We start from the raw sequence: 21,261 nt of genomic DNA on the forward strand, positions 1-21,261 counted from the left end.
ACTTATGAATTTAAGACAAATTACCATTAAAGATCAACTGGAATTAAAGAAGGTTTATTTTGATTCAATTCAATCCTTAGATGAAAAAATTTATAGTAAAGAGCAAAAAAGGGCCTGGTCAAGCCAAGCTTGGAATAATCCAAATTTTGATAAGTCAATAACTAAAGGGAAAGGATGGCTTCTAAGTAAACAAGGAATAATTATAGCTTTTGCCACAAGATATCCCAAGGATAGAATTGCATTATTTTACTGTAAAGGTAAATTCCAAAGAAAAGGTTGCGGCTCTAAGTTACTTCATAGATTAGAAGATGATGCTAAAAAAGAAGGTATAGATTCCCTTTCAACTGAAGCAAGCTTAATAAGTTATGAATTATTTCTTAAAAATGAATGGAAAATTATACGTAAAGAAAAAGTAATTATAAATAACATTTTTTTTGAAAGATATAAAATGATAAAAATTATAAAAGTTAATTAATTAATTAATAGTGTCTAACAAAAGTAAAAGATTTATCCTAATTCAAAGAGTTCTAATTTGGACGCTATACTTTTTTTCAGGATTTATACTTTATTTTAAAAAAGGTATTTTACCTTCTGCGATAATTACTTTTTCAAGAATTATTTATCCATTATCTGTTTTTTGGTTGCAAATAAGAATTAAAAAAAGAACTAATTTTCTACCTATTGATTCAAAAATGACAACTTCTCAGTTATGGTTTAATTTATTACCCGTTATTGCATCTCTATTAACTGTAATTTTTTCTTTAACTAATGCTTTTCTGTATATTCTAGAAAAATTAATTAATTCTTAAATAAAATAAATTGATCATTTCCTAATTGCATTAGAAATTTCTCTCATAAAAAACATAATGTAAAGAAATTTGCCTTTTACATATATTTGTTTAAATTTTAAATAGTGATCAATACAATCATGAAAAATATTTCATTAAAGGAAAATATTGGTTTTAACAAAAAAAAGGATATAAATGATCATGAATTATTCTCTTTAAAAATCACAGATAGTTTATATAAAAAGGATATTGGGAAATTTCTTGAGACCCTCTCCTCTCACTTTATTTAGAAAAATATTTTTTCTAATCTTCAAATTCAAACAGTACTATTAATAAATAACAATTTGAGCGATAATAGGTAAAATTTTAAGAATACTCCAATGCAATTATTTCTTGCTGACTGCCAATTCCCAGACATTGAGAATCAAGTAAAAGCTTATCAATTATTTGTGGAGGCCTGGGAAAACGGTGAAATTGCTAAATCAGATAAAACAGACAACTTTGAGATGTTATTTAGAGTGCATGCTCCAGGGGAAGGTAGAGTAGTTTGTTTATGTAAGGCACATAGTGATAAAGAAATATTTGCGCATTTTGCTCCATGGAGAGCGAAATTTGGCATTCATATGGAATTTACGCCTGTAATAAGTTGTCAAAATGTTGTTGATTACCATAAAGATTTATTTAAAACTTTAGGGTAATTAGCTTAGATCTCAAAATTATCGTGATTAAACCTTTTCCTAATCTCCTCTCTAAAAGAAATAGCAACTTATTATCTTCTAAAAATAGTCCCAAAGAAGATGAAAAAGTTAAATCTAAACCATTAATAATATTTGGTTTTGTAATCTCTTTAACATCCATATTTTTACTTTTATTTACCATTAATAATAAATTTGGATGATATATGAGTAATTAGGACTATTACCTGGGAACAAATATGTTCTATTATTAATTTAAAAATAATTACTATATGGCATTTAATGAAGGTGGAATGGCTTCAGGTCTTCTTATTATCGCAGTATCAATAGTTTTTGCTGCAGGGTTTGGATTTTTAGTCTTGCATTTTGTCCCTGGAACACCTTTTTAGGGGTTATCCAACTGAATATAATTTACTAAATCTCTTAAACATTAACAGTTTCTAAATCCTGCATTTGGTTATCATCAAGATTAGAATTATTTTTTAAACGATAGGCATAAAATAAAGTTCCAAAAGCTATGGTACTAGAGACAAAAATTCCTGATATGAGTATCAAGGCAAAAAGACCTCCTATTAGTCCACCTTTTAATCTCATCAAATTTGATTTAATTAAAAGTATTGATAAAATAACAATAGTAGCTTTTAGAGAAGAGATTTTCAAAAAAGTAAATGGGTAAAAAGGATTAAACAACATTTTTTTAGCAGAATATAATCTCAATACATACTAAAAATAAATTTTAAAAACCGCATAAAAAAAAGACTCAAATGAGTCTTTATAAAATCTAAATTAATTTTGATGATTTATGCATCAGGGTCAAAATTCTTTAGGTTAGGACCAGCAACTAGACCAACAAGACCAAAAAGGACTAAAGAACCAATTCCAAAGCCTGCTGCCCAAGGATTGAAACCACCTAAAGCAAAAGAAGCTAATAAATTCATGATTTAAAACATAATATCTCCGAGTAAGCATACAGATTTTTATGAAAAATATACCTATATTGAGACATTTCTTCGTAATTATGAGAATCTTTTAGCTATCTCTTTAATTGAAATCCACAAAATTTTTATTTTTTGTTTTATTATCAAAAGAATTCCCTTTTTATTGGCCTACTTTAAGACGAATAAAACTGTTTTTTTCTAATGACCTCCGACTACACTTTTATTTATGATGGAGAATGCCCATTCTGCAATCATTTTGCTGAGCTACTAGAAATCAAAAGCAACATAACTAAAATAAAAATTCTTGATGGTCGCAAAAATTTAACTCTAATAAAATCTCTTTTAGATAAAGGTTATGACCTAGATAATGGAGCTATTCTCCTAAAAGATGAAGATATCTTTCATGGGGCAGATGCAATTAATACTATTTGCAAACAGATAAACAATCCCTCGAGTAGTTTACTTTTGTTACTTTCTAGAGTGTTTAAATCAAATAAACGAACAAATGTGATATTTCCTTTACTAGTCAGAGCCAGAAGATTCGCATTGATATCAAAAGGTATCTCAATATCTCTAGTTTAAAAATAAAAACTTTATAAATAATAAATAACATATTTATAAGCTTCTGTATCAATAAATGATAATTTATTATTTCTTAGCTAGAACTAGGAGGTAACAACAAATAGTAAATGATAGAAAACTTCAATCCCTTTATTTCATTGGGCGGTGATAACCAAAAAGTTAATCATATGGCTGAAGCAGCACTTGAAATGAATTTAACATGCAACGATTTAAAGAAGGATTTAAATTTAACCGATGGAGATGTAGTAGATATGTTACAACTAGTCATGGATAGGTTTAAAGATAGTAATTAAGTTTATATTTTTATCCATTAATAGCTATATATCAAATACTTTTTAATGAAAACAGTACAAATTGAGTTTTCGAAATATGAATTAGTAAACTTTTTATGGTCTGAATTAATAGAAGATTACGGATTTGACAAAGCCAGAAAAATAGTTTCTCAAGCTATTGACTTACAAAAAATGAATGGAACAAAAAATAATACTATGCCAATCATATTTTCAGGAACAGGAGGATTAGCTCTAATCCCTATACAAATTCTAGAAAAAGAAAACTTTAAAATTAGTTTTAAAGATAACCAAGTTTTAATATTTAATCTAAAAAGAAAGTCATTTCAAATTTTAAATGAAGCACACTAATCTAAATTAGTAATTTCTCGATAAAGCCAAAATTACTTTATAGTCTAAATAAGACAATCTAATGATAATGACTTTTGAAGCGACTTACCTTGGATCAAATGGTTGGTTTATAAAATTTAAAAAAACTAATTTAATTATCGATCCTTGGCTCAAGGGAGATTTAATATTCCCACCAGGTGAATGGTTTTTTAAAGGATCATTAGAAAAAGAAATTTCAATAGATAAAAAAGTAGATATTATTTTATTAACACAAGGTTTACCTGATCACTGTCATGTTCCAACATTAGAAATGTTCAGAAAGGATATTCCTATAATTTGCCCTAAAAGTGCAGTTGAAACATTAGAAAAAATTGGTTTTAGTTCAATTAAAATGCTTAAGCCAACTGAAAAGACTAATCAATTTAATTTAAGTTTCGAAGCCACTGCTGGGGCTCCAGTTCCGCAAATAGAAAACGGATATATTGTTAAAGACGATCAAGATAATGGGTTTTATATAGAACCCCATGGCTATCTTGATGAAAATTTAAACAAACAAAATCTTGATGCTGTTATTACTCCTACAAAAAATTTAGACTTACCCCTAGTAGGTTCTTTTGTAAAAGGGGCTGATGTTATACCTAAATTGATTAACAAATTCAACCCAAAATTTATACTTTCAAGTACCGTGGGTGGAGATGCAAAATATTCAGGTTTTCTAAATAATTTTATTTCAGTTCAAAATTACGAAGAGAAATTAAATTGTAATCTTGTAGATCTAAAGAGTATGCAATCTATTATGATTTAATTGATTCAAAAAGATCTTTTCTTTAATAAAATCTTGAAACTAAATCTATTTTAAAAGGAGTTCAAAAAATTCATTCATTTTTTATTATCTCAATACTTTTATTAGCTTTAAATAGTAACTATGTATGCGAAAATTCTAAGCTTAATATTGTGATTAGAAATAATATTAATGGTGATTTTTCAATTATAAAAAAGATATCTGAGTTAAAGCCTGGGGCATTTATAAATATTAATTGGAATAAAAAAAAGCTTATGCTTCCTTACTCTCTTAGAAAAGACTATATTTCCTTTACAGATAATAAATGGGACTGGAGGTACCAATTAAATAAGGACGGATCGCCTGATATTAATAATCCTTATTTATACGAACTACTTCCCTCTGGAGAAGTTAAAGCACATTTTTGTCAATCAGAAGATAAAAGTTCTAACTTATAATTTTAAAATTAGCATTCTAGATTATTTAAGTTCTGGAGTTATTTGTAAAGATGAACAATCCAAAAAATCAAAAGAGTATTTCAAGATATGTGAACCTTGAAGATTACAAAGTTTTTGATTATGAAATACCAGAAATATTTTTGGACTTCGTAATTCAGAAAAATGCTGTTAATGTTACGACGAAACTAAAATTAATAAAAACAAATAAAAACACCAGAGACATTATTCTTGATGGTACAGATATATTAATAAAAAAAATATTTATAGATGACTCACTACTAGAGGAGGGATGCTACAAACAGCAAAAAAATAACTTAAAAATTAAAAATATAAATAAAGATAATTTTTTATTAAAAATAGAAGGAATAATTAAACCGAAGGAAAATACATCCCTTTTAGGAATGTATGAGAGCAATGGAATTATAACTACGCAATGCGAGGCAGAGGGATTTAGAAGGATAAGTTTTCACTCTGATAGACCTGATATCCTAAGCAAATACACCGTGAGAATTGAGGCAGACAAGAATGAATATCCTGTCTTACTTTCAAATGGTAACGTAGTTAAAGAAAATAATCTTACAAATAATCGACATGAAATAATTTGGGAAGACCCATATCCGAAACCCTCATATCTATTTGCATTGGTAGCAGGGAAACTTAATTGTGTAAAAGACAATTTCATAACAAAATCAAATAAAAAAGTAAAAATAAATATTTATGTTGAGTATGGCGATGAAAAATATGTTCAACATGCAATAAGTTCCTTACAGAAATCTATGAAATGGGACGAGGATAAATATAACCTTGAATACGATTTGTCATTGTTCAATATAGTTGCAATCAGACACTTTAATATGGGAGCAATGGAAAATAAAAGTCTCAATATTTTTAACTCAAAGCTAATACTCGCTAATTCTGAAACAACAACTGATGAGGAATTAGAGAGAATAGAGGGTGTTATCGCCCATGAATACTTCCATAATTGGACGGGTAATAGAGTAACTTGTAGGGATTGGTTTCAATTATCTCTAAAAGAGGGTTTAACAGTATTCAGAGATCAACAATTCACAGCAGACCTTCATAATCATGAAATCAAGAGGCTTGAGGATGCAAAATTTCTTAGAAGAAATCAATTTAGAGAGGATTCTGGTCCAACATCGCACCCTGTAATGCCAGAAAAATATCAAGAGATAGATAATTTTTATACGACAACGATATACGAAAAAGGATCAGAAATAATTAGAATGCTTAATAAGCTCGTAAAAGATGAAAATTTCTATAAAGGATTTAGTAATTACATCTCAACATATGATGGGAAGGCGGCAACAATAGACCAATTTGTCGATAAGATTTTAGAGAACAATAAGGAAATCGATCCTGAAGAATTTAAAGTCTGGTACAAGCAAAATGGCACGCCTAAAGTTAAACTCAAGAGAATCTGGGATCGCACAGACAAAAAACTTACAATTCAAGCCTCTCAAAGTAATCCAATAAAGAAGAACCTATATAATGATTTACCTCTAATAATTCCTATAAATCTTTCTATATTTTGCGATGAAAATAACGCAATAGAAAAAACAGTTGTTTTAAAAACAAAAAAACAAGAATTTATTTTTAGGAATATAAGATCTAATCTCCAAATCCCTTTAGTAACTTATTTTCGCGAATTCTCTTCACCAGTTGAGTGGGAATCAGACACTTCATTGGATGAGAAATTTTTAATCTTAAAATATGAAAAAGATTTTTTTACACTAGCTAATACTGTAAACGTATTTTATAAAAAAATTATTTTATGCAGATTAGATGAAAACCCAAATCATAAAATTGAAAATAAATTAATAAGCACCTTAATATCATTTATAAAAAATGAAGATATTAATTTATCCCTTTTATCAGAATTACTAAGTATTCCAACATTTGCTGAAATTGAATCAGAGATGGAAAATTTAGACCCTTTAAAAATATATAAAACCATTGACGAATTAAATTATTTATTCGGTACCAAATTAAAAAAAGAATTATATTTTAAGCTCCAAGAAATAGAGAAAAATCTAGATAAAGTTTGGCCAGAAGGTAAAAACGAAAGAAAACTAATCGAAACTATTTGGAAACTACTCTTACATAGTGGTGATGAAGAAATTAAAAGCAAAATAATTAATTATGTCCACAGTAATTCGATGACGCTAGCTAAAGCTGCTTTGAATTCTTTCAGTAGGATAAATTGTCCTGAAAGAAAAATTATTTCAAATATATTCTTCAACAAATGGAAAAATAATAGTGTCGTTTTAGATAGTTGGTTCTCATTCAATGCATCTATAGAAATAAATGAAAAAACAAACAGCATTGAAAAATTGTTTGAAAATAAGTTTTTTGATTCAAAATCACCAAACACTTTAAGAGCTATATTAAATACTTTCGTAACAAGAAATAGTACTTTTCATGCCATCGATGGCTCTGGTTATAAATATATTGCAAAAAAGATAATTGACTTTGATAAATTAAATCCAATCATAATTTCACGTTTTGTGAAAGTATTTAGTAGATACAATTATTATTCAGATCCTTACAAAAGTAATATGCAAGAAACAATAAAACAGATTAAAAAAAATAAACTATCAACAAATACTAAAGAAGTATTAGATGCAATTATAGAATAATTTATTGATGATATTTAACTAAATATAATAATTAAAATTGTAAATGTTAATAATAAAATACATACAAGATACTTATTAATAAAAATATAATCAAATACATTTTCATTATTATCTTTATTCCACTTTTTATTGACGTATTCCTTAGTTATAAATTTATTAGGTCTACCGCAATATAAACATATTGGAGAAGTTTTTAAAATTAAATTTTTACATTGGGGGCACTTTTTTTTTTCCATAATTTAATCTTACTGAATAAATCTGAAATCAGAAAAAATTCATATAATAATTAATTTAAATTTAATTTATTTTATTTTGAATAATTAAATATCATTGCAAAAACAAATTTGATTCAAACTATCTAATAAAATTCAATATAATTAAAAATTAGTATTTAGTTTGAAATGTTTGCTATTGCACTTGGAATGTCCCCTATCGAAAAAATCACTGTTGCAATATCTGCTTCAATTTTTATAATCGCTTTCACATGGGTCTCAATTAAAGGAGATTTAAGAAAACTTGCTAATGAACTGATTGAAGATAATGAAAATAATCAGGATAATTAAAAAATCTTTTTAACCTACTTTGTATGCAAACTAGGATAATCAATAATATGCCTAATTTCTTTTAGAGAAGAACCATAGATTTTTTCACCATTTAAATGAACACCAATCCATTTTTCCTTTTGATTAAAAAAATTACCTTTAGTAGAATCCCTAAAGAGATAATCTTTAGAATCCAAATTTAAAGTTATAGCCCAACCTTTATAATTTTCTATCATTGAGAAAGAGAGAACATACTCAAATAATACCCAGAGAAACAAAGAACAAAAACAAAGGAAATAAGTATTTTTTTCGTTATTTTTATTTAATATTTATTTAGTACTGACTTTTATTTTAAGAGCAGCTTGATCTGCATTTTTTCTAGCCAAATTAATGTCAGAATTTGATGAGAGAACAACACCCATTCTTCTGCCTTTTCTGGAAACTGGTTTGCCAAATATCAGCACTTTAGTCTTTTCAAATTCTAATGCTTCATTAAGGCCCTCATAAATAGGATTTATACACTCTTGGTTAGAGAGAATAACTCTTGTTGCAGAGGGTTCTATTAGATCTATATACGGTATTGGTAAATTTAAAAAAGCCCTTAAATGTAATTCGAATTCATTAATATTTTGACTAACTAATGTAACCATACCGGTGTCGTGTGGTCTTGGAGATAATTCTGAAAATATAACCTCACTTCCTTTAATAAAAAACTCTACTCCGTATAATCCAGCTCCATTAAGATTATTTAATATTCTACTTGTCATTCTCTTAGCTTCAATAATTAAGGACTCCTTGATCTCTATAGGTTGCCAACTACATTGATAGTCTCCATTAGATTGCAGATGTCCAATTGGTAAACAAAAAATATTTTCACCACTTTCTTTTCTTACAGTTAAGAGGGTAAACTCAAAATCAAAATTAATAAATTCTTCAATAATTACACCTTTAACCTTTCCTCTGGAATTTGCTTGCGCCTTTTGCCAGGCATTTTTTAAATCATTTTTTGTCTCAACCAAACTCTGTCCCTTTCCTGATGAGCTCATTAAAGGCTTTAGTAAAAGTGGGAATCCAATTTCATCTGCTTTTTTTTCTAAATGATCAAATTCAAAAATATAATCAAATTTTGCAGTTTTTAGTTTTAAATCTCTAGATGCTAAGTCTCTAATTTTATCTCTATTCATTGTTATTTCTACAGTTCTGGCATTTGGAACAATATTGAATCCTTCATCCTCTAGTTCTTTAAGGGCCTCAATTGAAAGTGCCTCTATTTCTGGGACAACATAGTCAGGATTAAATTCTTTTATTACATTTTTTAAAATGTTTTTATCTCCCATATCAATTACCCTTGAATAATCAGCGACTTGCATTGCAGGTGCTTGTTCATATCGATCAATTGCAACAACTTCTAACCCTAATCTTTTAGATTCTATTGCTAATTCTTTTCCAAGCTCGCCACTACCAAGCAATAAAATTCTTTTTTTCGAAAATATTGAATCTTCCATATTTATAAAATTTATTCCTCATCACCAGAAGGTTTTGAAGTTCTATCATCTGTAATTTTTTTATCTTTAAAATAAGTAAATAAAAAGTTTCTTCCAAACCAATTTTGACTTCGCATGCTAGTAGTTATTGATCTCGAAATTGCTCCAAAAAAAAAGACTCCAATCATTATCCAAATAATTCTTTCTAAAGCAATTGCAGGTGAAAAACCTTGACCGGAATTAATAATTTCAGTAAGTGGGTCTAAAGGGTCCAAATTTAAACTGGCCAATGATATTAATTATATAGCTTTAAAGAAATGAAATATTAAAACTTATAAAAGAAATAACCAAAAACATCAGATAATCTAAACACAAAAAAGTCTATACAATGCTATCTTCAAGAGGTGATTTTTTTTTGACATGCAAGTTGACGTACAAAATACTACTGTTATTTCCGCAAACGGGTCATCTATAAAACTTGGTGAATACTCAGGGGAAGTAATTTTAGTGGTTAATGTAGCTAGTTATTGCGGAAATACTGCACAGTATGAGGATCTTCAAAAGCTACATGATTTATACTCAAGCAAAGGCCTAAGAATACTAGCATTCCCTTGTAATGATTTCGGAAAACAAGAACCCGACTCTATTTCAGAAATAAAAGATTTTTGTACAACAAAATATGGTGTTAAATTTGAAATCTATGAAAAAGTTCATGCCAAAGGCAACACAACAGAACCATACACAACCCTCAAAAAAGTTGAACCTGAAGGAGATGTTGAATGGAATTTCGAGAAGTTTCTGATAGGAAAAGACAGTAAAGTAATTGCAAGATTCAAACCAGATGTTAAACCGTTTGACGAGAACTTAATAGCCGCTATCGAAGTGGCTTTAGATTCATAACAATCTTCTTATAAGGTAATTAAAATATTAAAAAACCCTTTAATCAAAAAAAAATAACCAATTCATTCTAAAAAAATATCCTTTTTTTAGAGTTCAAAGCTGTCTGGACTAACCTAATTTTATTTTTAATATTATTTTTTATCAGAATCAACTTCTAAGTCTATTATTTCATCTTTAACATTTCTTTTTTTTGGGGTAATTGATTTTAATTCTGGCTCTACTATCTCTTCTTTAACTTCACTTTCTTCTGATTCCTCTGCCTTTACTTCTGGCTCTACTATCTCTTCTTTAACTTCACTTTCTTCTGATTCCTCTGCCTTTACTTCTGGCTCTACTATCTCTTCTTTAACTTCACTTTCTTCTGATTCCTCTGCTTGGCTCTACTATCTCTTCTTTAACTTCACTTTCTTCTGATTCCTCTGCCTTTACTTCTGGCTCTACTATCTCTTCTTTAACTTCACTTTCTTCTGATTCCTCTGATTTTACTTTTGAATTTGCTAGTCTTTGATCTTCATCTTTACTTAAAAGGAATTTTAATAGTTTTTTAAATAATAAGAAACCTTTTTCAATTCTTTTTGGACCTAAAATTGAAAGCAAAATTACTAATATTATGAATATTTCAGGTGAATTTAAACCTAATAGTTTCATAAATTTTCATATTCTATTTATATTTTAGTACATGCTAAAAATTTAATCTAATTATTCTCAAAAGTTGGTAAATAGAGTTCCCTATTGGATGCAATTAATCCTTCTTCTTTAAAAAAAATCTCTAGGTCTTTTAGATCATTTATATCTACAAATTCACCACAATTATCTAATATATTATTATGAGTGAAATTCCATAAATTATCCAAATATTCATCATCGTCGGGAAATGCTACAAATTTTAAATATGTATTATTCAAAGCATATTCACTAGCAAAATCAGAATCTAATCCTTCCCTCTTAGCATCACAAAAGACTTTAGCAAATCTTTTGCCTACAGAAGTTTGAGCACTGGATAAATCTAAATTACCTTGGATAGCTTTTACATTTATTGGTGCAATAAAAATAATTATTGGAAGAAAAATAGATACTAATATAAACAACAAAGATTTTTCCCTTTTAAATTTTAACTCAATATAAGTTAGCAAAAAAAGTTATCAATTAGGCCTATTTAAGTAAAAGCACTTATTATAAATTAAGAAATTAAAAAAAAACATAAAATCAGCTCCATATCTGAATTTATAATAAAAAAAGATTAAATTTACTTAAAATTATATGTCTTCAAATATAAAGCTAAAAGGTAGGGGAGTTAACAGGATAATTACGAGTAAGGTCATGCTATCGCCATTAGCAGGAGTTACTGACAACATTTTTAGGCGACTTGTCCGTAAATGGGCTCCAAACTCTTTACTTTTTACAGAAATGATAAATGCAACAAGTCTTAAAAAAGGATTTGGAACACAAAAAATCAATCAAATATATCTAGAAGAAGGTCCAATTGGAGTACAAATATTTGATAATAGGCCATATGCTGTTTCTGAAGCCGCGAAACAAGCTGAGGACTCTGGAGCTTTCTTAATTGATATAAATATGGGATGTCCAGTGAAAAAAATTGCAAAGAAAGGTGGAGGCAGTGCCTTAATTAAAGACCGAAAACTTGCTATAGAATTAGTTAAAAATGTTGTAAAAGCTGTTAGGGTTCCAGTAACAGTAAAAACACGACTCGGATGGGATAGTAAAGAAGAAAATATAGAGGATTTCTTATTTAAACTTCAAGATGCGGGAGCAACAATGATCACACTTCATGGAAGAACTAGAAAACAGGGTTTTTCAGGTAAATCAGATTGGGAAATGATCGGGAGACTTAAAAAGTTGTTGGAAATTCCAGTAATTGCTAATGGAGATATCAAAAATCCAGATGACGCTCTTGATTGTTTAAAAAAAACAAATGCAGATGGTGTAATGATTGGACGAGGAATTTTAGGATCCCCATGGAAAATAGGAGAAATAGATTATGCTATTAAGGAAAATAAAAATTTTAAAGAACCAAACATAGAAGAAAAACTATATTTAATTATTGAGCATCTTGATGAATTAATAAAAGAAAAAGGGGATCATGGCTTGCTAATTGCCAGGAAACATATCTCATGGACATGCAAAGACTTTAAAGGAGCATCAAATTTGAGAAATAACTTGGTTAGAGCTGTTGATAAAAATGAAGTTAAAAATTTAATAAATAAAATGATTAAAACTTTGAATAATGAAAAAAATACATTATCTTAAAACAAATTTACTCTATAAATGAAAATTATTAGTCAAGAAACAAGTAAACGAGTTTGTGATCATATGAACAATGATCACATTGATTCTGTTCACAAATATCTTATTCATTATGGAAAGATATCAAGATTTGATAATGCTTATATGGAAGAAATTAATAACAGTTATATAAAAATAAATTATGATGGTCGTTCAGCCATTATAAATTTTAAAAATGAAATATCTGAAGAAGAAATTCATTCTACTTTAGTAACAATGATCAAAGAGATTAAGTTATAAAATAATTTATATAAAAAAATCTAATTTTTATTTTCATAGTAATCAGTTATCTTTTTACATTCTTCAAATGAAAGCATACTTAATCTAGATGTCGCTTTAATTTTTAGAATTGCACAAAGAGCTAATAAATCTGAGCTATCAACATTAAGTGCTTCAGAAAGCTCTAGGACCCTAAGACCTTTCATTAGTATAAAAAATAATCTTTTTCTAAATTATCAAGAACCTTGAAATCAATGAGCTGCATTTTTCCCTAAACCTGCAACGAAAGGGAAAGTTTGTTCATCACCAAATATATCTTCTGCCAAAGAATTAGAAATTTTAGTTTTTTTATAATTAGGTTTAATTTCCTTAATTTCATTAGAAGTATTATCTTTAATGTTATTTTCAATTTCTTTTGCTAATAAATTATTCGTATTAGAAAATATTGAAAAAACTAATACACATAAAAACAAAATAATTCTTTTCATAAAAATAATTTATCTAATACTATTGTCATATAGCAATAAGGTTATTTAGGAAAACTTGATATTTTTAAAACAAATCTAAATAAATTAAAAAATTATTCATCTTCCCAACTTATTTCTATTTTTAAATCTAATTAAAAAATAAAGGCCTATTAACAAAAGAATTGGCAAAGCATACTGATTAAGAAAAACATAAACTATATATACGAGAAATGGGAATAAGCATGCCCTCTTGAAATTTAATTTCTGTTCTTTTGACATATTTTTCCAATTTAAATATTCTTCCCATTGAAAAATCTTCTTCATTTTTCTACTTCTATTTTTACGATTAAACATAAAATTATAAATATAGTATTAATGATTCTTATGTTAATAAACAAAATTAATCTAAAATATCAAAATAAATTTTTTTTTATTGAATAAAAATATTTTTAAATAAAAGATGAATTCAAAACCAGTTTGGAAAATAGAAAAAATTGTTTTACCTCAACATGCTGATCATGCAGGGGTAATGTGGCACGGTACATATTTTAATTGGCTTGAAGAAAGCCGAATAAATGCACTCTTAGAAGTAGGTATAAGTTATTTTGAACTAACTGAAAAAGGCTTCGATTTACCTTTAGTCAATACTTCAATAAAATATAAATCCCCTTTATTACTTGGTGAAAAAATAACAATAGAAAGCGAATTCAATATTGAAAAAAGTCCACGGATTAATGTAATTTCAAAATTTATTAACAAGAAAAAAGAAATCTTAACAATTGCTGAAGTCAATTTAGTCTTAATAAATAAACTAAATTTTTCTATAATAAGAAAAAGACCAGTTTTCCTATCGGAAGCATTTGTTAAATTAAACGGTTGAAATTATTATCCATTAATTGAGAGACTTATTAAATTTTTAATCATGAATATATTTCAAGTTATTGACTCTTACCAATATGAAATGGAATCAAGATATCAAGAAAAATCAATGCTTACAAATCTTTTTACAGAGCACAAATTCTTAGGATGGTTAGGGTTGTTTATAGTATTTTTCTCTATCTTTGCAATTTTTGTTTTTCAATTTCTTGAATGGGAAAGTAATGACAATAATAATAGTTAAGAAGATTTAATGCTTATAATTCAACTGAATAACTAAAAAAATGGCTATCTACTTAAAAATAACTAACCCTACAGAAGTTGTAAAAAAAAAGACCTCAAAATGGCTTACTGATATTACACCCGAAAGGATTGATAGGAAATTAGTCGAGGATGAAGTAATAAAAGGCATTATCGAGCAATTAACATTAGAAGGCATAAAAGGAGAAATATCAGCAATTAATGGGTTTGAAGTAAATGAATCTTCAGTAATAACAAAAAACAATTTTGTTATTAGAAAAACAAAAACTTTTTAGATTGAAAATAAAAATCGTTAATGAAAATTTTTATTTTAATTATTTTTACCATTTTTTTAATTTATATAATTGTAAGGAATTATCAAATTAAAAAGAAAAAGTTCAAATTAAATAAAGCCTTAAATTCTAATTTCTTTATTCAAACAATTAATTATTTAATAGAAGAAAACAAATACAATTTGTTAGAGGAAAGGATTAGATTAAGGGAAATAGATCCCTACGGTAACGAGGATTATAAAAAATGGATTGGCAATCCACCTCTTGATGAAAAAGCTATAGAGAAAAATATATTAAATGGATCTAAGCGTTTTAAAGAGGGAATTCCATACTTTTGGGAAAAAGTAATTTTAAAAAAATTTGGAAGTATAGAATTATTTTTCGAAAAGTGGAGATCTTATTGTGATATAAATCCTACTATTGATGATGAGATTATTGGATCGATTAGAAAGCTCGAAACTGAAGATTGGTTTGTTTTCATCGCAAGTCAAATAGAGAAATCATGCTTAAACCTAATAGAAAGAAATTACTCAAATAAAAACAAGGAAAACTACAAAAAAGGTATTAGATTTGAAAATCATTGTATGGAAATTCTCAAACAAAATGGTTGGGAAGTCAAAGAAACACCAAATACAGGAGATCAAGGTGTTGACATAATTGCGTCAATAAATGATTTAAGAATATGTATTCAATGCAAAGATCATGAAAAAGCTATTGGAAATAAAGCAGTTCAGGAAATTTCAGCTGGTAAATTATTTTGGAAGGGTACACATGCAATAATAGTCTCAAAATCTGGTTTTACAAAGTCTGCCCAACAACTGGCAAAATCAAATAAAGTGAAACTAATCAATGAATATCAATTGAAAGATTTAGAAAAGTTTATTGCTTGAATATTTTATATCAATTGTGTTAAACCCTCTTTGTACAGCAAAAGTGTTGTAAAAATCCCTAAGGCCCACATTAAACCTCTAGCAGTTGGGATATTAAACACATAAGCACCAATATACAAGAAACGAAAAACAGGATGAATCAATGCTGCAGTTATTGCAATATTTGAGTCAGTTAAAGTAACCAAACAAAGAAGACATGCCGGAGCATGCAGGGAAATACTTTCCCAACAATTTTGATGACACCAAACTGCTCTTTTACCAAAAGAAGGCAATTCATCGAATAAAGCCCTTGGGGCAGACATATTTTCAACAGAATATCCGGCTTTAACCCTCCCTATAGTTAGTGGAATAATAGATAATAAAACTACACCAACTGATAGACAAAGGCTCCAGGCAAAAGCTACTTGCATATGATTTAAATATTACCAGCTTAATAATTGAAGCTCGTTATCGTGATAAATAAAAAATCATTGCCGAAAATAAAACTTCTTAAAAAATGCGGTAATTTATACTAAAAAGTCATTTATGGATATTGCAAAGATAGTCTTAATTTTTGGCATAAGTTTACTAATATATTCTGCTTTTCTGTTTTTTGGTTTTTTTCTTAAGAATAAAAATCTAAAAGCACAGAATCTAAAAAAAGAAGAATAGATTATTAATGCCACGAAAATTTATTATTTTCATAATATTTTTATATCTTTTTGGATATATTTCATAGAAATAAAATTTGATCCTAATAATAATAAGGGATATTTGAAATTCAATAAATAGTTGTTGGTATATGAAAAAAATTTATAAATTTCTTAAAAGTTTTTTATTTATATCATTTTGGCTTATTTTGTCCTCTTTTTTAACCCAATATTGGAATACCTTTCATTGGGAATATATTTACTTAAACTTCAGATTTATATTTGATAAGGAATTTTGGTTTGTTTTAGAAAAAATTCTTTTAGGATTTGATATAGGTTACTGGTTAGAAGAAGCACTAAAATTTTTAAGTTATGAAATACCTAAAGAATCTTTTAAATATTTTCCAATTTATTTCGTTTTAAAGTCTATTTGGATAAAGAATTAATTTAAATTTTTAATAGATTTTAATAAATTCCTTAAAATTCTTGAATAAAGTCGGCGAATTTATTTTTCTTAAAACAAATAAAGTTCCTTTATCACCTCTGCAGATTCTAAGCTTATTACTTAAATAAGTTATCTCTAACCACCCTAATTGTTCATTATTTATTTCTTTGACAGCCTTTATATTTTTTCTTCCAAATTTAGGACCAATAACACCAGCATGTGTAAATTTGACCCCAATTTTTTTTTCATTTATGTAATAAAGTCTTATTAAAATAGCAGTTCCAATTATTGATTTTATTCCTCTAGGTTTAAGTAAATTAAGACCATTTAAATTAAAGGGATCAAGAATTTGAAGATTATCAATAAAAGGAGAATATTTTAAAAAAGGACTTTTAGAACTACTCCACCTAAGCTCCCAAACACCCTTTAAATCATTTCTATCATTGCTAAAGGAAAAATTATGATCAATTTCAAGTTTTTCGGCAACTGTCTTTATACTCTCTGAATTTGGAGATTTAAGAAGTAAATTTAATAAATCGTCTTCGGATTCCATTTGATAACCGCTGTGTATATAGCTAAGGATAAATACTTAACTCCATGTGCTATATTCTACCCAGAATATGTTGATTTGATGACAAAGAGCTATTGGCTAAAGAAAATTTCAATTCCAAATGCTGATTTGTTTCTGGAATATATAAGGACAGTATTGCCTTGGATTAAATCTGTGGGAGGAGTAATAGTAAAAAGAGATTTGATACAAGAATCAACTTCAAATGAATGGGATGGAGGACAGCTTGGATTAGTAATAGAATTCGAATCAAAATTTGCTGCTAAAAAAGTTTTTTATTCTGAAGTATTTCAAAAATATCTGCAGTCCAGAGATTTAATGGAGCTAGTTACTATAAGTACTCTTTAAAAAATAAACCAAGAGCAATTTCACACAAACAACTTATAGGTATTTATTACTATTAAATTATTTATGTAATATTTATAACTTCACTAGCAATCGTATATTTTGCAAAATTTAAATGTAAAAGTAATCCGTTAATCAAATGAACTATTCAACAGAAAAAGATGATTATTTGATGACAACTCCATATACAAAAAAAATTCAACAAAAATTTGAAAAGGTTAAATCTTTTCTAGAGCAAAATGGCTTTAATCCTTCATCTGACAGCTTAATGCAAGATATAATTAGTTCAGAAGAATATATTGCTAAAAATGACTTATAAAATATCAGAATATATTCAAAGTCCTTAAATAATAAAAACCGCCTATTAGAAAAGGCAATAATATTCCAATAAATAAAAATATGGATTTCTTTGATTCGCCTTCTGATATGGGGTTAATTTCTGGTTCAATTGCAAAACCATTTTGTCTACCACCGCTCTCGGTTGTATAACCTTTTTTATTCATAAGAAAAATAATATAAGCAGATTATCTCATGTAAAAACTTATTTAAAAAAATTTTTTACATTTAGAATTAAACTAATTTTAAGATCTAATAATTTATTTCAATCTGAGATTTCAATTTGGCAGCTTTTTTTAAAAGACCTACAACTTCCTTACGGCCAGTCGCAAACTCAGCCTTGTTAAGTAACTCGCTATATTTTTTTGTGATTTCTCTATGGTTCATTTTTAAATTTATCTTCTTTAAATTATAAAGTTACTAAAAAAAGTTTTTGTATAAAAGATATCAAAAAAGAGTATAAGTACCTTTACTTATTTAAACCAACCTTTTTTCTTTGGTTTAATCTCTTCTTTAATAACTTCTTTTTTTCTCCCAAATAATCCTTTTTTTGGGACTGTTAAATTCTCTTCAACAGATTTAGATTTTCTGTTAAATAAGCCTTTTTTAGGTTCTTTTTTAATTGATTCTTTTTTGTCGGAAATCTTTGTTTTTTTAGGGTTTGATTTTAAATTTTTGGGTTTGCTATCTGCAAATAAAGTTTGATATACAAAAAAACCAAAAACAGCAAAGAAGCCTAATGCCTGTACTAGAGCAGTTCCAAGATTATCAAACATTTAGGCCTCAACTTTGTATAGTGATTCTTTTTTTTTCGCTTCTATACATTTTTTATCTTCAGACAAGCATTCAATTTCTGCCTTCTTCTCATTATGAGAACTGCAGCCACCAGCATTTGCATTAGATATTGAAAACAATGTTAGTACCCCTAAAATCAAGGCGCATGAGGTGTTAATCGGTTTCATGAGTTTTATTTTTATTATGGAAAAATAATTTCGCAATTGCGAAGATAATCTTCTCTTCTGCTAAAAGTATCCCCTTTTTATATATCTATTTGTAGTAGTTAACTAAATCGATAATTAATATTGCTAGTAATGAAAAACCTAAAATGAAAGGTAAATAAGGATATTTATTTAAAATTTTGTTTAGTTGATTTTTCGATGTTTGTTTTTCCTTTTTCTTTTCTCTAGGTGGTAAGCCTAACTCTTCCCTTCTCTTAGCTTCTCCCATGATTTTCAAACTATTTATGACTATTCTATATACCTATTAGTAGTAGTGTATTGTTCTAGATTTAAATTATTAACGGTTAATTTAGTTTAAATTTTGGATATATTAAAAATATATAAAAAAAAATTACATGATAGAAGTAGTTTGGTCAGTAAATATAATGATTGCAATTCTTATTATTGGTGTTGCCTGGGTTCTTTATTACATATTTACTTATGATCAAAAATTTACTTCCTAGATAAATGTCAGATAAAGATCTAAGTAATTTTCTAAAAAAAATAGAGCAACTTAATCAAATTGCTGAGTTAATAAAAAATAATCCTAGTAAAAAATTATCCCTTTCAAAATGCAAGAATCATGATGAAGTAATTAAATTAACCACTGAATGGGGTTTTGATATTGGTAAAAGGTGGGGAGAATATTAATTGATTTTATTACCAGCATTATTAAAATTGCCATCAACATCAAATTAAATTCCTAAGATAAATTAGTATTTCTTGTATTGGAGTTATGAAAGAAATTGGAGAGATAAAGTCAAATATATATAAAATAGCTGCTGTTACAGATAGAGGGCAAAGATTAAATAAATTAATTTCTCCTATGTATGAGGAAAAAGCTAATGAAATGGATGAATTGATTGATGCTCTTAAAGACATTAGTTTTGAAATATCAGAAAAATTATTGTCTGGAGAGTGGGAATTAATTTTTTCTAATGTTGAATTATTTCGAAGTTCTCCTTTCTTCCTTGCTATTGAAAAGGCATTAAATGATGAATTTAAAAGTAATCTTTTTTTTAAATTACATCAATTGCAAGTAGGATCCTTTGGCATATCAACTATTGGGAGAATTGCTCAAAATATTGATTTTGAAAAAAAAGAATTTATATCTACTTTTGACACTACAATATTTGGGCTCACAACTATTCCTATATTAGGTTGGTTCAAACTATTGCCTACTTTTGGTGGAAGAGTAATAACCCTAGCAAGTGATTTAGTTTTAAGAAATAACTTACTTAATATGAACTTACAACAGACAAAAGTTTCCAAAGTTGATGGACTTAATAAGATTCCATTATTTAGTGAATTACTTATGGATAGATGGTATCCAGTTAAAGAGGTATGGAATAAGTTACCCTGGAATAAAGAATCGCCAAATTGCCAGGTTAAAATTGTATATTTAGACGATGAAATGAGAATTATGCAGGATATGTATGGGTCTATTTTTATTTATATAAGGCCTTCAATTTCCTTGTTGAATTCAAATACAATCGCAAATGATTAATTAAACACTGAATAATAATTTTGTAGTTTATAGAAAAAACCATTAAAAAATTTATTTTAAAGATTAATTAATAAAAAAATCTCACATCTTAAATACAAATAGGTTATGTTCATAATGAACATTTTTTATTATGCTTAGAAATCAAGAAAAAAATTCAGTTGTTAGAGGAATATTCCTAATAGGAGGTTGGGGCTTAGGTCTAGACAGATTCTACGAAGGAGATAAAAAAGGTGGCTTTTTATCAATCATTGGTTGGAGTATCACATTTTTTAGCTTTATCTTTCTTAAATGTTCAGGTTATGAATATGTTGAGGGTGTGAAAAATTATTCAAATTATTCCCCTAACCCTTTAATAGTATTACCTTTACTGGCGGGAGCATATGGTGGCTTTCTAATAATTAAGAAGGCATTTAGATTAGCAAAACAATTTGAGAATGCTGAATAATACTACCAGTAGTTAAATTCAAGATAATAATCCTGATCCTTTCAAATAAAATTTAAATAAAAGAATCACTAAAAGGTTTACTATTGCTAAGGCTACTAAACCATTTCTGTTTTTTACATCTAATTTTTTGACTAAATTAGAAAGATAAACGACTGGATTTTCTGGCTCTTTATTATCCAAATTTTTTTTTAAATATTAATTTGACAAGAAAATATCACAGTTTCATTTGAAGAATCAAAATTGTAAAGATGAAT

40 protein-coding genes are annotated in these 21,261 nt (G+C 27.4%); 23 read left to right on the plus strand and 17 right to left on the minus strand.

Annotation, left to right across the window (positions count from 1 at the left end; all coding sequences use genetic code 11):
- The first annotated feature begins 4 nt into the window (after positions 1 to 4).
- From HA151_RS05310 to HA151_RS05325, 4 genes are all read left to right on the plus strand, one after another.
- Positions 5 to 475, plus strand: a complete 471-nt coding sequence (locus HA151_RS05310; protein WP_209106450.1) for a GNAT family N-acetyltransferase — start codon at positions 5 to 7, stop codon at positions 473 to 475.
- A 10-nt stretch (positions 476 to 485) separates the two neighbouring features.
- A complete protein-coding gene (locus tag HA151_RS05315; protein ID WP_209106451.1) occupies positions 486 to 809 on the plus strand; it encodes a hypothetical protein in 324 nt (107 codons plus the stop codon).
- 104 nt (positions 810 to 913) lie between these two features.
- Positions 914 to 1,078: a hypothetical protein gene (locus HA151_RS05320; protein ID WP_209106591.1), complete on the plus strand. Its 165-nt coding sequence runs from the start codon at positions 914 to 916 to the stop codon at positions 1,076 to 1,078.
- Positions 1,079 to 1,168: 90 nt separating this feature from the next.
- Complete coding sequence (locus HA151_RS05325; RefSeq protein WP_209106452.1) at positions 1,169 to 1,486, plus strand: DUF3303 domain-containing protein; 318 nt, start codon at positions 1,169 to 1,171, stop codon at positions 1,484 to 1,486.
- Here HA151_RS05325 and HA151_RS05330 read toward each other — a convergent pair.
- From HA151_RS05330 to HA151_RS05340, 3 genes are all read right to left on the minus strand, one after another.
- Positions 1,470 to 1,667, minus strand: coding sequence for a hypothetical protein (locus HA151_RS05330; RefSeq protein ID WP_209106453.1), 198 nt, complete (start codon positions 1,665 to 1,667; stop codon positions 1,470 to 1,472). The genes HA151_RS05325 and HA151_RS05330 overlap by 17 nt on opposite strands.
- A 239-nt stretch (positions 1,668 to 1,906) precedes the next feature.
- Positions 1,907 to 2,176 (minus strand): hypothetical protein, encoded by a 270-nt coding sequence (locus HA151_RS05335; protein ID WP_209106454.1) that lies wholly within the window; start codon positions 2,174 to 2,176, stop codon positions 1,907 to 1,909.
- 107 nt (positions 2,177 to 2,283) lie between these two features.
- On the minus strand, positions 2,284 to 2,421 hold the full coding sequence (locus HA151_RS05340) for a hypothetical protein (protein WP_002806597.1): 138 nt from the start codon (positions 2,419 to 2,421) through the stop codon (positions 2,284 to 2,286).
- A gap of 201 nt (positions 2,422 to 2,622) precedes the next feature.
- Between HA151_RS05340 and HA151_RS05345 the strand changes: the two genes are divergently transcribed.
- From HA151_RS05345 to HA151_RS05375, 7 genes are all read left to right on the plus strand, one after another.
- Positions 2,623 to 3,003: a DCC1-like thiol-disulfide oxidoreductase family protein gene (locus HA151_RS05345; protein ID WP_209106455.1), complete on the plus strand. Its 381-nt coding sequence runs from the start codon at positions 2,623 to 2,625 to the stop codon at positions 3,001 to 3,003.
- A gap of 107 nt (positions 3,004 to 3,110) precedes the next feature.
- The gene (locus HA151_RS05350; protein ID WP_209106456.1) at positions 3,111 to 3,296 is read left to right on the plus strand and encodes a hypothetical protein; all 186 of its coding nucleotides are present in this window, start codon (positions 3,111 to 3,113) and stop codon (positions 3,294 to 3,296) included.
- A gap of 45 nt (positions 3,297 to 3,341) precedes the next feature.
- Complete coding sequence (locus HA151_RS05355; protein WP_209106457.1) at positions 3,342 to 3,644, plus strand: hypothetical protein; 303 nt, start codon at positions 3,342 to 3,344, stop codon at positions 3,642 to 3,644.
- Positions 3,645 to 3,711: 67 nt separating this feature from the next.
- Positions 3,712 to 4,428 (plus strand): MBL fold metallo-hydrolase, encoded by a 717-nt coding sequence (locus HA151_RS05360; RefSeq protein WP_209106458.1) that lies wholly within the window; start codon positions 3,712 to 3,714, stop codon positions 4,426 to 4,428.
- A gap of 149 nt (positions 4,429 to 4,577) precedes the next feature.
- Complete coding sequence (locus HA151_RS05365; RefSeq protein WP_209106459.1) at positions 4,578 to 4,862, plus strand: hypothetical protein; 285 nt, start codon at positions 4,578 to 4,580, stop codon at positions 4,860 to 4,862.
- A 50-nt stretch (positions 4,863 to 4,912) separates the two neighbouring features.
- The gene (pepN, locus tag HA151_RS05370; protein ID WP_209106460.1) at positions 4,913 to 7,519 is read left to right on the plus strand and encodes an aminopeptidase N; all 2,607 of its coding nucleotides are present in this window, start codon (positions 4,913 to 4,915) and stop codon (positions 7,517 to 7,519) included.
- A 401-nt stretch (positions 7,520 to 7,920) separates the two neighbouring features.
- The gene (locus HA151_RS05375) at positions 7,921 to 8,082 is read left to right on the plus strand and encodes a hypothetical protein (protein ID WP_011863053.1); all 162 of its coding nucleotides are present in this window, start codon (positions 7,921 to 7,923) and stop codon (positions 8,080 to 8,082) included.
- Between the two features lie 14 nt (positions 8,083 to 8,096).
- On the opposite strand, the gene HA151_RS05380 is transcribed toward HA151_RS05375, so the two are convergent.
- From HA151_RS05380 to HA151_RS05390, 3 genes are all read right to left on the minus strand, one after another.
- Positions 8,097 to 8,297 carry a hypothetical protein gene (locus HA151_RS05380; protein ID WP_209106461.1) on the minus strand — a complete coding sequence of 67 codons (201 nt, stop codon included), beginning with the start codon at positions 8,295 to 8,297 and terminating at the stop codon, positions 8,097 to 8,099.
- A gap of 93 nt (positions 8,298 to 8,390) precedes the next feature.
- Positions 8,391 to 9,566 (minus strand): formate-dependent phosphoribosylglycinamide formyltransferase, encoded by a 1,176-nt coding sequence (gene purT / locus HA151_RS05385; RefSeq protein ID WP_209106462.1) that lies wholly within the window; start codon positions 9,564 to 9,566, stop codon positions 8,391 to 8,393.
- An 11-nt stretch (positions 9,567 to 9,577) separates the two neighbouring features.
- A complete protein-coding gene (locus HA151_RS05390; RefSeq protein WP_209106584.1) occupies positions 9,578 to 9,820 on the minus strand; it encodes a lectin subunit alpha in 243 nt (80 codons plus the stop codon).
- A gap of 145 nt (positions 9,821 to 9,965) precedes the next feature.
- Between HA151_RS05390 and HA151_RS05395 the strand changes: the two genes are divergently transcribed.
- Positions 9,966 to 10,445, plus strand: a complete 480-nt coding sequence (locus HA151_RS05395) for a glutathione peroxidase (RefSeq protein WP_209106463.1) — start codon at positions 9,966 to 9,968, stop codon at positions 10,443 to 10,445.
- A gap of 351 nt (positions 10,446 to 10,796) precedes the next feature.
- On the opposite strand, the gene HA151_RS09305 is transcribed toward HA151_RS05395, so the two are convergent.
- Both HA151_RS09305 and HA151_RS05405 read right to left on the minus strand, forming a co-directional pair.
- A complete protein-coding gene (locus HA151_RS09305) occupies positions 10,797 to 11,093 on the minus strand; it encodes a hypothetical protein (RefSeq protein ID WP_245151599.1) in 297 nt (98 codons plus the stop codon).
- A gap of 47 nt (positions 11,094 to 11,140) precedes the next feature.
- Entirely contained in the window at positions 11,141 to 11,533 is a 393-nt protein-coding gene (locus tag HA151_RS05405; protein ID WP_002806046.1) for a hypothetical protein, read from the minus strand.
- Positions 11,534 to 11,705: 172 nt separating this feature from the next.
- On the opposite strand from HA151_RS05405, the gene dusB reads away from it, so the two are divergent.
- Positions 11,706 to 12,713, plus strand: coding sequence for a tRNA dihydrouridine synthase DusB (dusB, locus tag HA151_RS05410; RefSeq protein WP_209106464.1), 1,008 nt, complete (start codon positions 11,706 to 11,708; stop codon positions 12,711 to 12,713).
- Between the two features lie 18 nt (positions 12,714 to 12,731).
- On the plus strand, positions 12,732 to 12,989 hold the full coding sequence (locus tag HA151_RS05415) for a DUF2470 domain-containing protein (protein ID WP_209106465.1): 258 nt from the start codon (positions 12,732 to 12,734) through the stop codon (positions 12,987 to 12,989).
- A 20-nt stretch (positions 12,990 to 13,009) separates the two neighbouring features.
- On the opposite strand, the gene HA151_RS05420 is transcribed toward HA151_RS05415, so the two are convergent.
- Positions 13,010 to 13,174 carry a translation initiation factor IF-2 N-terminal domain-containing protein gene (locus HA151_RS05420; RefSeq protein WP_209106466.1) on the minus strand — a complete coding sequence of 55 codons (165 nt, stop codon included), beginning with the start codon at positions 13,172 to 13,174 and terminating at the stop codon, positions 13,010 to 13,012.
- A gap of 45 nt (positions 13,175 to 13,219) precedes the next feature.
- Positions 13,220 to 13,456 (minus strand): hypothetical protein, encoded by a 237-nt coding sequence (locus HA151_RS05425; protein WP_209106467.1) that lies wholly within the window; start codon positions 13,454 to 13,456, stop codon positions 13,220 to 13,222.
- 439 nt (positions 13,457 to 13,895) lie between these two features.
- On the opposite strand from HA151_RS05425, the gene HA151_RS05430 reads away from it, so the two are divergent.
- Genes HA151_RS05430 through HA151_RS05445 form a run of 4 tightly spaced genes read left to right on the plus strand, consistent with a single transcriptional unit; the run spans position 13,896 to position 15,734 of the window.
- Positions 13,896 to 14,315, plus strand: a complete 420-nt coding sequence (locus HA151_RS05430; protein WP_209106468.1) for an acyl-CoA thioesterase — start codon at positions 13,896 to 13,898, stop codon at positions 14,313 to 14,315.
- Between the two features lie 42 nt (positions 14,316 to 14,357).
- Entirely contained in the window at positions 14,358 to 14,555 is a 198-nt protein-coding gene (locus HA151_RS05435; RefSeq protein WP_209106469.1) for a hypothetical protein, read from the plus strand.
- Positions 14,556 to 14,595: 40 nt separating this feature from the next.
- Positions 14,596 to 14,847 (plus strand): hypothetical protein, encoded by a 252-nt coding sequence (locus HA151_RS05440; protein ID WP_011818540.1) that lies wholly within the window; start codon positions 14,596 to 14,598, stop codon positions 14,845 to 14,847.
- A gap of 20 nt (positions 14,848 to 14,867) precedes the next feature.
- Positions 14,868 to 15,734, plus strand: coding sequence for a restriction endonuclease (locus HA151_RS05445; RefSeq protein WP_209106470.1), 867 nt, complete (start codon positions 14,868 to 14,870; stop codon positions 15,732 to 15,734).
- Positions 15,735 to 15,739: 5 nt separating this feature from the next.
- Here HA151_RS05445 and HA151_RS05450 read toward each other — a convergent pair whose 3' ends face one another.
- Positions 15,740 to 16,144: an MAPEG family protein gene (locus HA151_RS05450; protein ID WP_209106471.1), complete on the minus strand. Its 405-nt coding sequence runs from the start codon at positions 16,142 to 16,144 to the stop codon at positions 15,740 to 15,742.
- A gap of 674 nt (positions 16,145 to 16,818) precedes the next feature.
- The gene (locus HA151_RS05455; RefSeq protein WP_209106472.1) at positions 16,819 to 17,361 is read right to left on the minus strand and encodes a PAP/fibrillin family protein; all 543 of its coding nucleotides are present in this window, start codon (positions 17,359 to 17,361) and stop codon (positions 16,819 to 16,821) included.
- Positions 17,362 to 17,439: 78 nt separating this feature from the next.
- Here HA151_RS05455 and HA151_RS05460 point away from each other — a divergent pair, with 78 nt between their 5' ends.
- Both HA151_RS05460 and HA151_RS05465 read left to right on the plus strand, forming a co-directional pair.
- Positions 17,440 to 17,724: a DUF1330 domain-containing protein gene (locus HA151_RS05460; protein ID WP_209106473.1), complete on the plus strand. Its 285-nt coding sequence runs from the start codon at positions 17,440 to 17,442 to the stop codon at positions 17,722 to 17,724.
- A gap of 136 nt (positions 17,725 to 17,860) precedes the next feature.
- Complete coding sequence (locus HA151_RS05465; RefSeq protein WP_209106474.1) at positions 17,861 to 18,040, plus strand: hypothetical protein; 180 nt, start codon at positions 17,861 to 17,863, stop codon at positions 18,038 to 18,040.
- Between the two features lie 4 nt (positions 18,041 to 18,044).
- Here HA151_RS05465 and HA151_RS05470 read toward each other — a convergent pair whose 3' ends face one another.
- The 4 genes from HA151_RS05470 to HA151_RS05485 form a co-directional block, all read right to left on the minus strand.
- Positions 18,045 to 18,224, minus strand: a complete 180-nt coding sequence (locus HA151_RS05470) for a hypothetical protein (protein ID WP_011818547.1) — start codon at positions 18,222 to 18,224, stop codon at positions 18,045 to 18,047.
- 306 nt (positions 18,225 to 18,530) lie between these two features.
- Entirely contained in the window at positions 18,531 to 18,833 is a 303-nt protein-coding gene (locus tag HA151_RS05475) for a hypothetical protein (protein ID WP_209106475.1), read from the minus strand.
- The gene (locus HA151_RS05480) at positions 18,834 to 19,019 is read right to left on the minus strand and encodes a hypothetical protein (RefSeq protein WP_245151601.1); all 186 of its coding nucleotides are present in this window, start codon (positions 19,017 to 19,019) and stop codon (positions 18,834 to 18,836) included.
- An 85-nt stretch (positions 19,020 to 19,104) separates the two neighbouring features.
- Positions 19,105 to 19,284 carry a hypothetical protein gene (locus HA151_RS05485; protein ID WP_025888492.1) on the minus strand — a complete coding sequence of 60 codons (180 nt, stop codon included), beginning with the start codon at positions 19,282 to 19,284 and terminating at the stop codon, positions 19,105 to 19,107.
- A 239-nt stretch (positions 19,285 to 19,523) separates the two neighbouring features.
- On the opposite strand from HA151_RS05485, the gene HA151_RS05490 reads away from it, so the two are divergent.
- The 3 genes from HA151_RS05490 to HA151_RS05500 all read left to right on the plus strand — a co-directional run bounded on the left by HA151_RS05490 (position 19,524) and on the right by HA151_RS05500 (position 21,007).
- Positions 19,524 to 19,706, plus strand: a complete 183-nt coding sequence (locus tag HA151_RS05490) for a Nif11 family protein (RefSeq protein ID WP_025888496.1) — start codon at positions 19,524 to 19,526, stop codon at positions 19,704 to 19,706.
- An 85-nt stretch (positions 19,707 to 19,791) separates the two neighbouring features.
- Positions 19,792 to 20,562, plus strand: coding sequence for a PAP/fibrillin family protein (locus tag HA151_RS05495; RefSeq protein WP_209106477.1), 771 nt, complete (start codon positions 19,792 to 19,794; stop codon positions 20,560 to 20,562).
- 130 nt (positions 20,563 to 20,692) lie between these two features.
- Entirely contained in the window at positions 20,693 to 21,007 is a 315-nt protein-coding gene (locus HA151_RS05500; RefSeq protein ID WP_025923302.1) for a hypothetical protein, read from the plus strand.
- A gap of 18 nt (positions 21,008 to 21,025) precedes the next feature.
- Here the strand turns inward: HA151_RS05500 and HA151_RS05505 are convergent, their stop codons facing one another.
- Entirely contained in the window at positions 21,026 to 21,187 is a 162-nt protein-coding gene (locus tag HA151_RS05505; protein ID WP_011818555.1) for a hypothetical protein, read from the minus strand.
- Positions 21,188 to 21,261: the final 74 nt, after the last annotated feature.

It is taken from the genome of Prochlorococcus marinus XMU1419 (genome assembly GCF_017695955.1).
In the GTDB taxonomy this organism is placed as follows: Bacteria; Cyanobacteriota; Cyanobacteriia; order PCC-6307; family Cyanobiaceae; genus Prochlorococcus_A; species Prochlorococcus_A marinus_AD.

Bases quoted from the DNA above. Each gene is read 5' to 3' on its own strand.
- HA151_RS05360 (WP_209106458.1), top strand. From the start codon at position 3,712: ATGACTTTTGAAGCGACTTACCTTGGATCAAATGGTTGGTTTATAAAA.
- HA151_RS09305 (WP_245151599.1), bottom strand. From the start codon at position 11,093: ATGAAACTATTAGGTTTAAATTCACCTGAAATATTCATAATATTAGTA.
- HA151_RS05345 (WP_209106455.1), top strand. From the start codon at position 2,623: ATGACCTCCGACTACACTTTTATTTATGATGGAGAATGCCCATTCTGC.
- purT (WP_209106462.1), bottom strand. From the start codon at position 9,566: ATGGAAGATTCAATATTTTCGAAAAAAAGAATTTTATTGCTTGGTAGT.
- HA151_RS05355 (WP_209106457.1), top strand. From the start codon at position 3,342: ATGAAAACAGTACAAATTGAGTTTTCGAAATATGAATTAGTAAACTTT.
- HA151_RS05450 (WP_209106471.1), bottom strand. From the start codon at position 16,144: ATGCAAGTAGCTTTTGCCTGGAGCCTTTGTCTATCAGTTGGTGTAGTT.
- HA151_RS05395 (WP_209106463.1), top strand. From the start codon at position 9,966: ATGCAAGTTGACGTACAAAATACTACTGTTATTTCCGCAAACGGGTCA.
- HA151_RS05445 (WP_209106470.1), top strand. From the start codon at position 14,868: ATGAAAATTTTTATTTTAATTATTTTTACCATTTTTTTAATTTATATA.
- HA151_RS05465 (WP_209106474.1), top strand. From the start codon at position 17,861: ATGAACTATTCAACAGAAAAAGATGATTATTTGATGACAACTCCATAT.
- HA151_RS05330 (WP_209106453.1), bottom strand. From the start codon at position 1,667: ATGGTAAATAAAAGTAAAAATATGGATGTTAAAGAGATTACAAAACCA.
- HA151_RS05380 (WP_209106461.1), bottom strand. From the start codon at position 8,297: ATGATAGAAAATTATAAAGGTTGGGCTATAACTTTAAATTTGGATTCT.
- HA151_RS05350 (WP_209106456.1), top strand. From the start codon at position 3,111: ATGATAGAAAACTTCAATCCCTTTATTTCATTGGGCGGTGATAACCAA.
- HA151_RS05325 (WP_209106452.1), top strand. From the start codon at position 1,169: ATGCAATTATTTCTTGCTGACTGCCAATTCCCAGACATTGAGAATCAA.
- HA151_RS05425 (WP_209106467.1), bottom strand. From the start codon at position 13,456: ATGAAAAGAATTATTTTGTTTTTATGTGTATTAGTTTTTTCAATATTT.
- HA151_RS05430 (WP_209106468.1), top strand. From the start codon at position 13,896: ATGAATTCAAAACCAGTTTGGAAAATAGAAAAAATTGTTTTACCTCAA.
- HA151_RS05455 (WP_209106472.1), bottom strand. From the start codon at position 17,361: ATGGAATCCGAAGACGATTTATTAAATTTACTTCTTAAATCTCCAAAT.
- HA151_RS05420 (WP_209106466.1), bottom strand. From the start codon at position 13,174: ATGAAAGGTCTTAGGGTCCTAGAGCTTTCTGAAGCACTTAATGTTGAT.
- HA151_RS05485 (WP_025888492.1), bottom strand. From the start codon at position 19,284: ATGGGAGAAGCTAAGAGAAGGGAAGAGTTAGGCTTACCACCTAGAGAA.
- HA151_RS05415 (WP_209106465.1), top strand. From the start codon at position 12,732: ATGAAAATTATTAGTCAAGAAACAAGTAAACGAGTTTGTGATCATATG.
- HA151_RS05480 (WP_245151601.1), bottom strand. From the start codon at position 19,019: ATGAAACCGATTAACACCTCATGCGCCTTGATTTTAGGGGTACTAACA.
- HA151_RS05470 (WP_011818547.1), bottom strand. From the start codon at position 18,224: ATGAATAAAAAAGGTTATACAACCGAGAGCGGTGGTAGACAAAATGGT.
- pepN (WP_209106460.1), top strand. From the start codon at position 4,913: ATGAACAATCCAAAAAATCAAAAGAGTATTTCAAGATATGTGAACCTT.
- HA151_RS05440 (WP_011818540.1), top strand. From the start codon at position 14,596: ATGGCTATCTACTTAAAAATAACTAACCCTACAGAAGTTGTAAAAAAA.
- HA151_RS05495 (WP_209106477.1), top strand. From the start codon at position 19,792: ATGAAAGAAATTGGAGAGATAAAGTCAAATATATATAAAATAGCTGCT.
- HA151_RS05310 (WP_209106450.1), top strand. From the start codon at position 5: ATGAATTTAAGACAAATTACCATTAAAGATCAACTGGAATTAAAGAAG.
- HA151_RS05435 (WP_209106469.1), top strand. From the start codon at position 14,358: ATGAATATATTTCAAGTTATTGACTCTTACCAATATGAAATGGAATCA.
- HA151_RS05340 (WP_002806597.1), bottom strand. From the start codon at position 2,421: ATGAATTTATTAGCTTCTTTTGCTTTAGGTGGTTTCAATCCTTGGGCA.
- dusB (WP_209106464.1), top strand. From the start codon at position 11,706: ATGTCTTCAAATATAAAGCTAAAAGGTAGGGGAGTTAACAGGATAATT.
- HA151_RS05500 (WP_025923302.1), top strand. From the start codon at position 20,693: ATGCTTAGAAATCAAGAAAAAAATTCAGTTGTTAGAGGAATATTCCTA.
- HA151_RS05375 (WP_011863053.1), top strand. From the start codon at position 7,921: ATGTTTGCTATTGCACTTGGAATGTCCCCTATCGAAAAAATCACTGTT.
- HA151_RS05490 (WP_025888496.1), top strand. From the start codon at position 19,524: ATGTCAGATAAAGATCTAAGTAATTTTCTAAAAAAAATAGAGCAACTT.
- HA151_RS05335 (WP_209106454.1), bottom strand. From the start codon at position 2,176: ATGTTGTTTAATCCTTTTTACCCATTTACTTTTTTGAAAATCTCTTCT.
- HA151_RS05460 (WP_209106473.1), top strand. From the start codon at position 17,440: ATGACAAAGAGCTATTGGCTAAAGAAAATTTCAATTCCAAATGCTGAT.
- HA151_RS05475 (WP_209106475.1), bottom strand. From the start codon at position 18,833: ATGTTTGATAATCTTGGAACTGCTCTAGTACAGGCATTAGGCTTCTTT.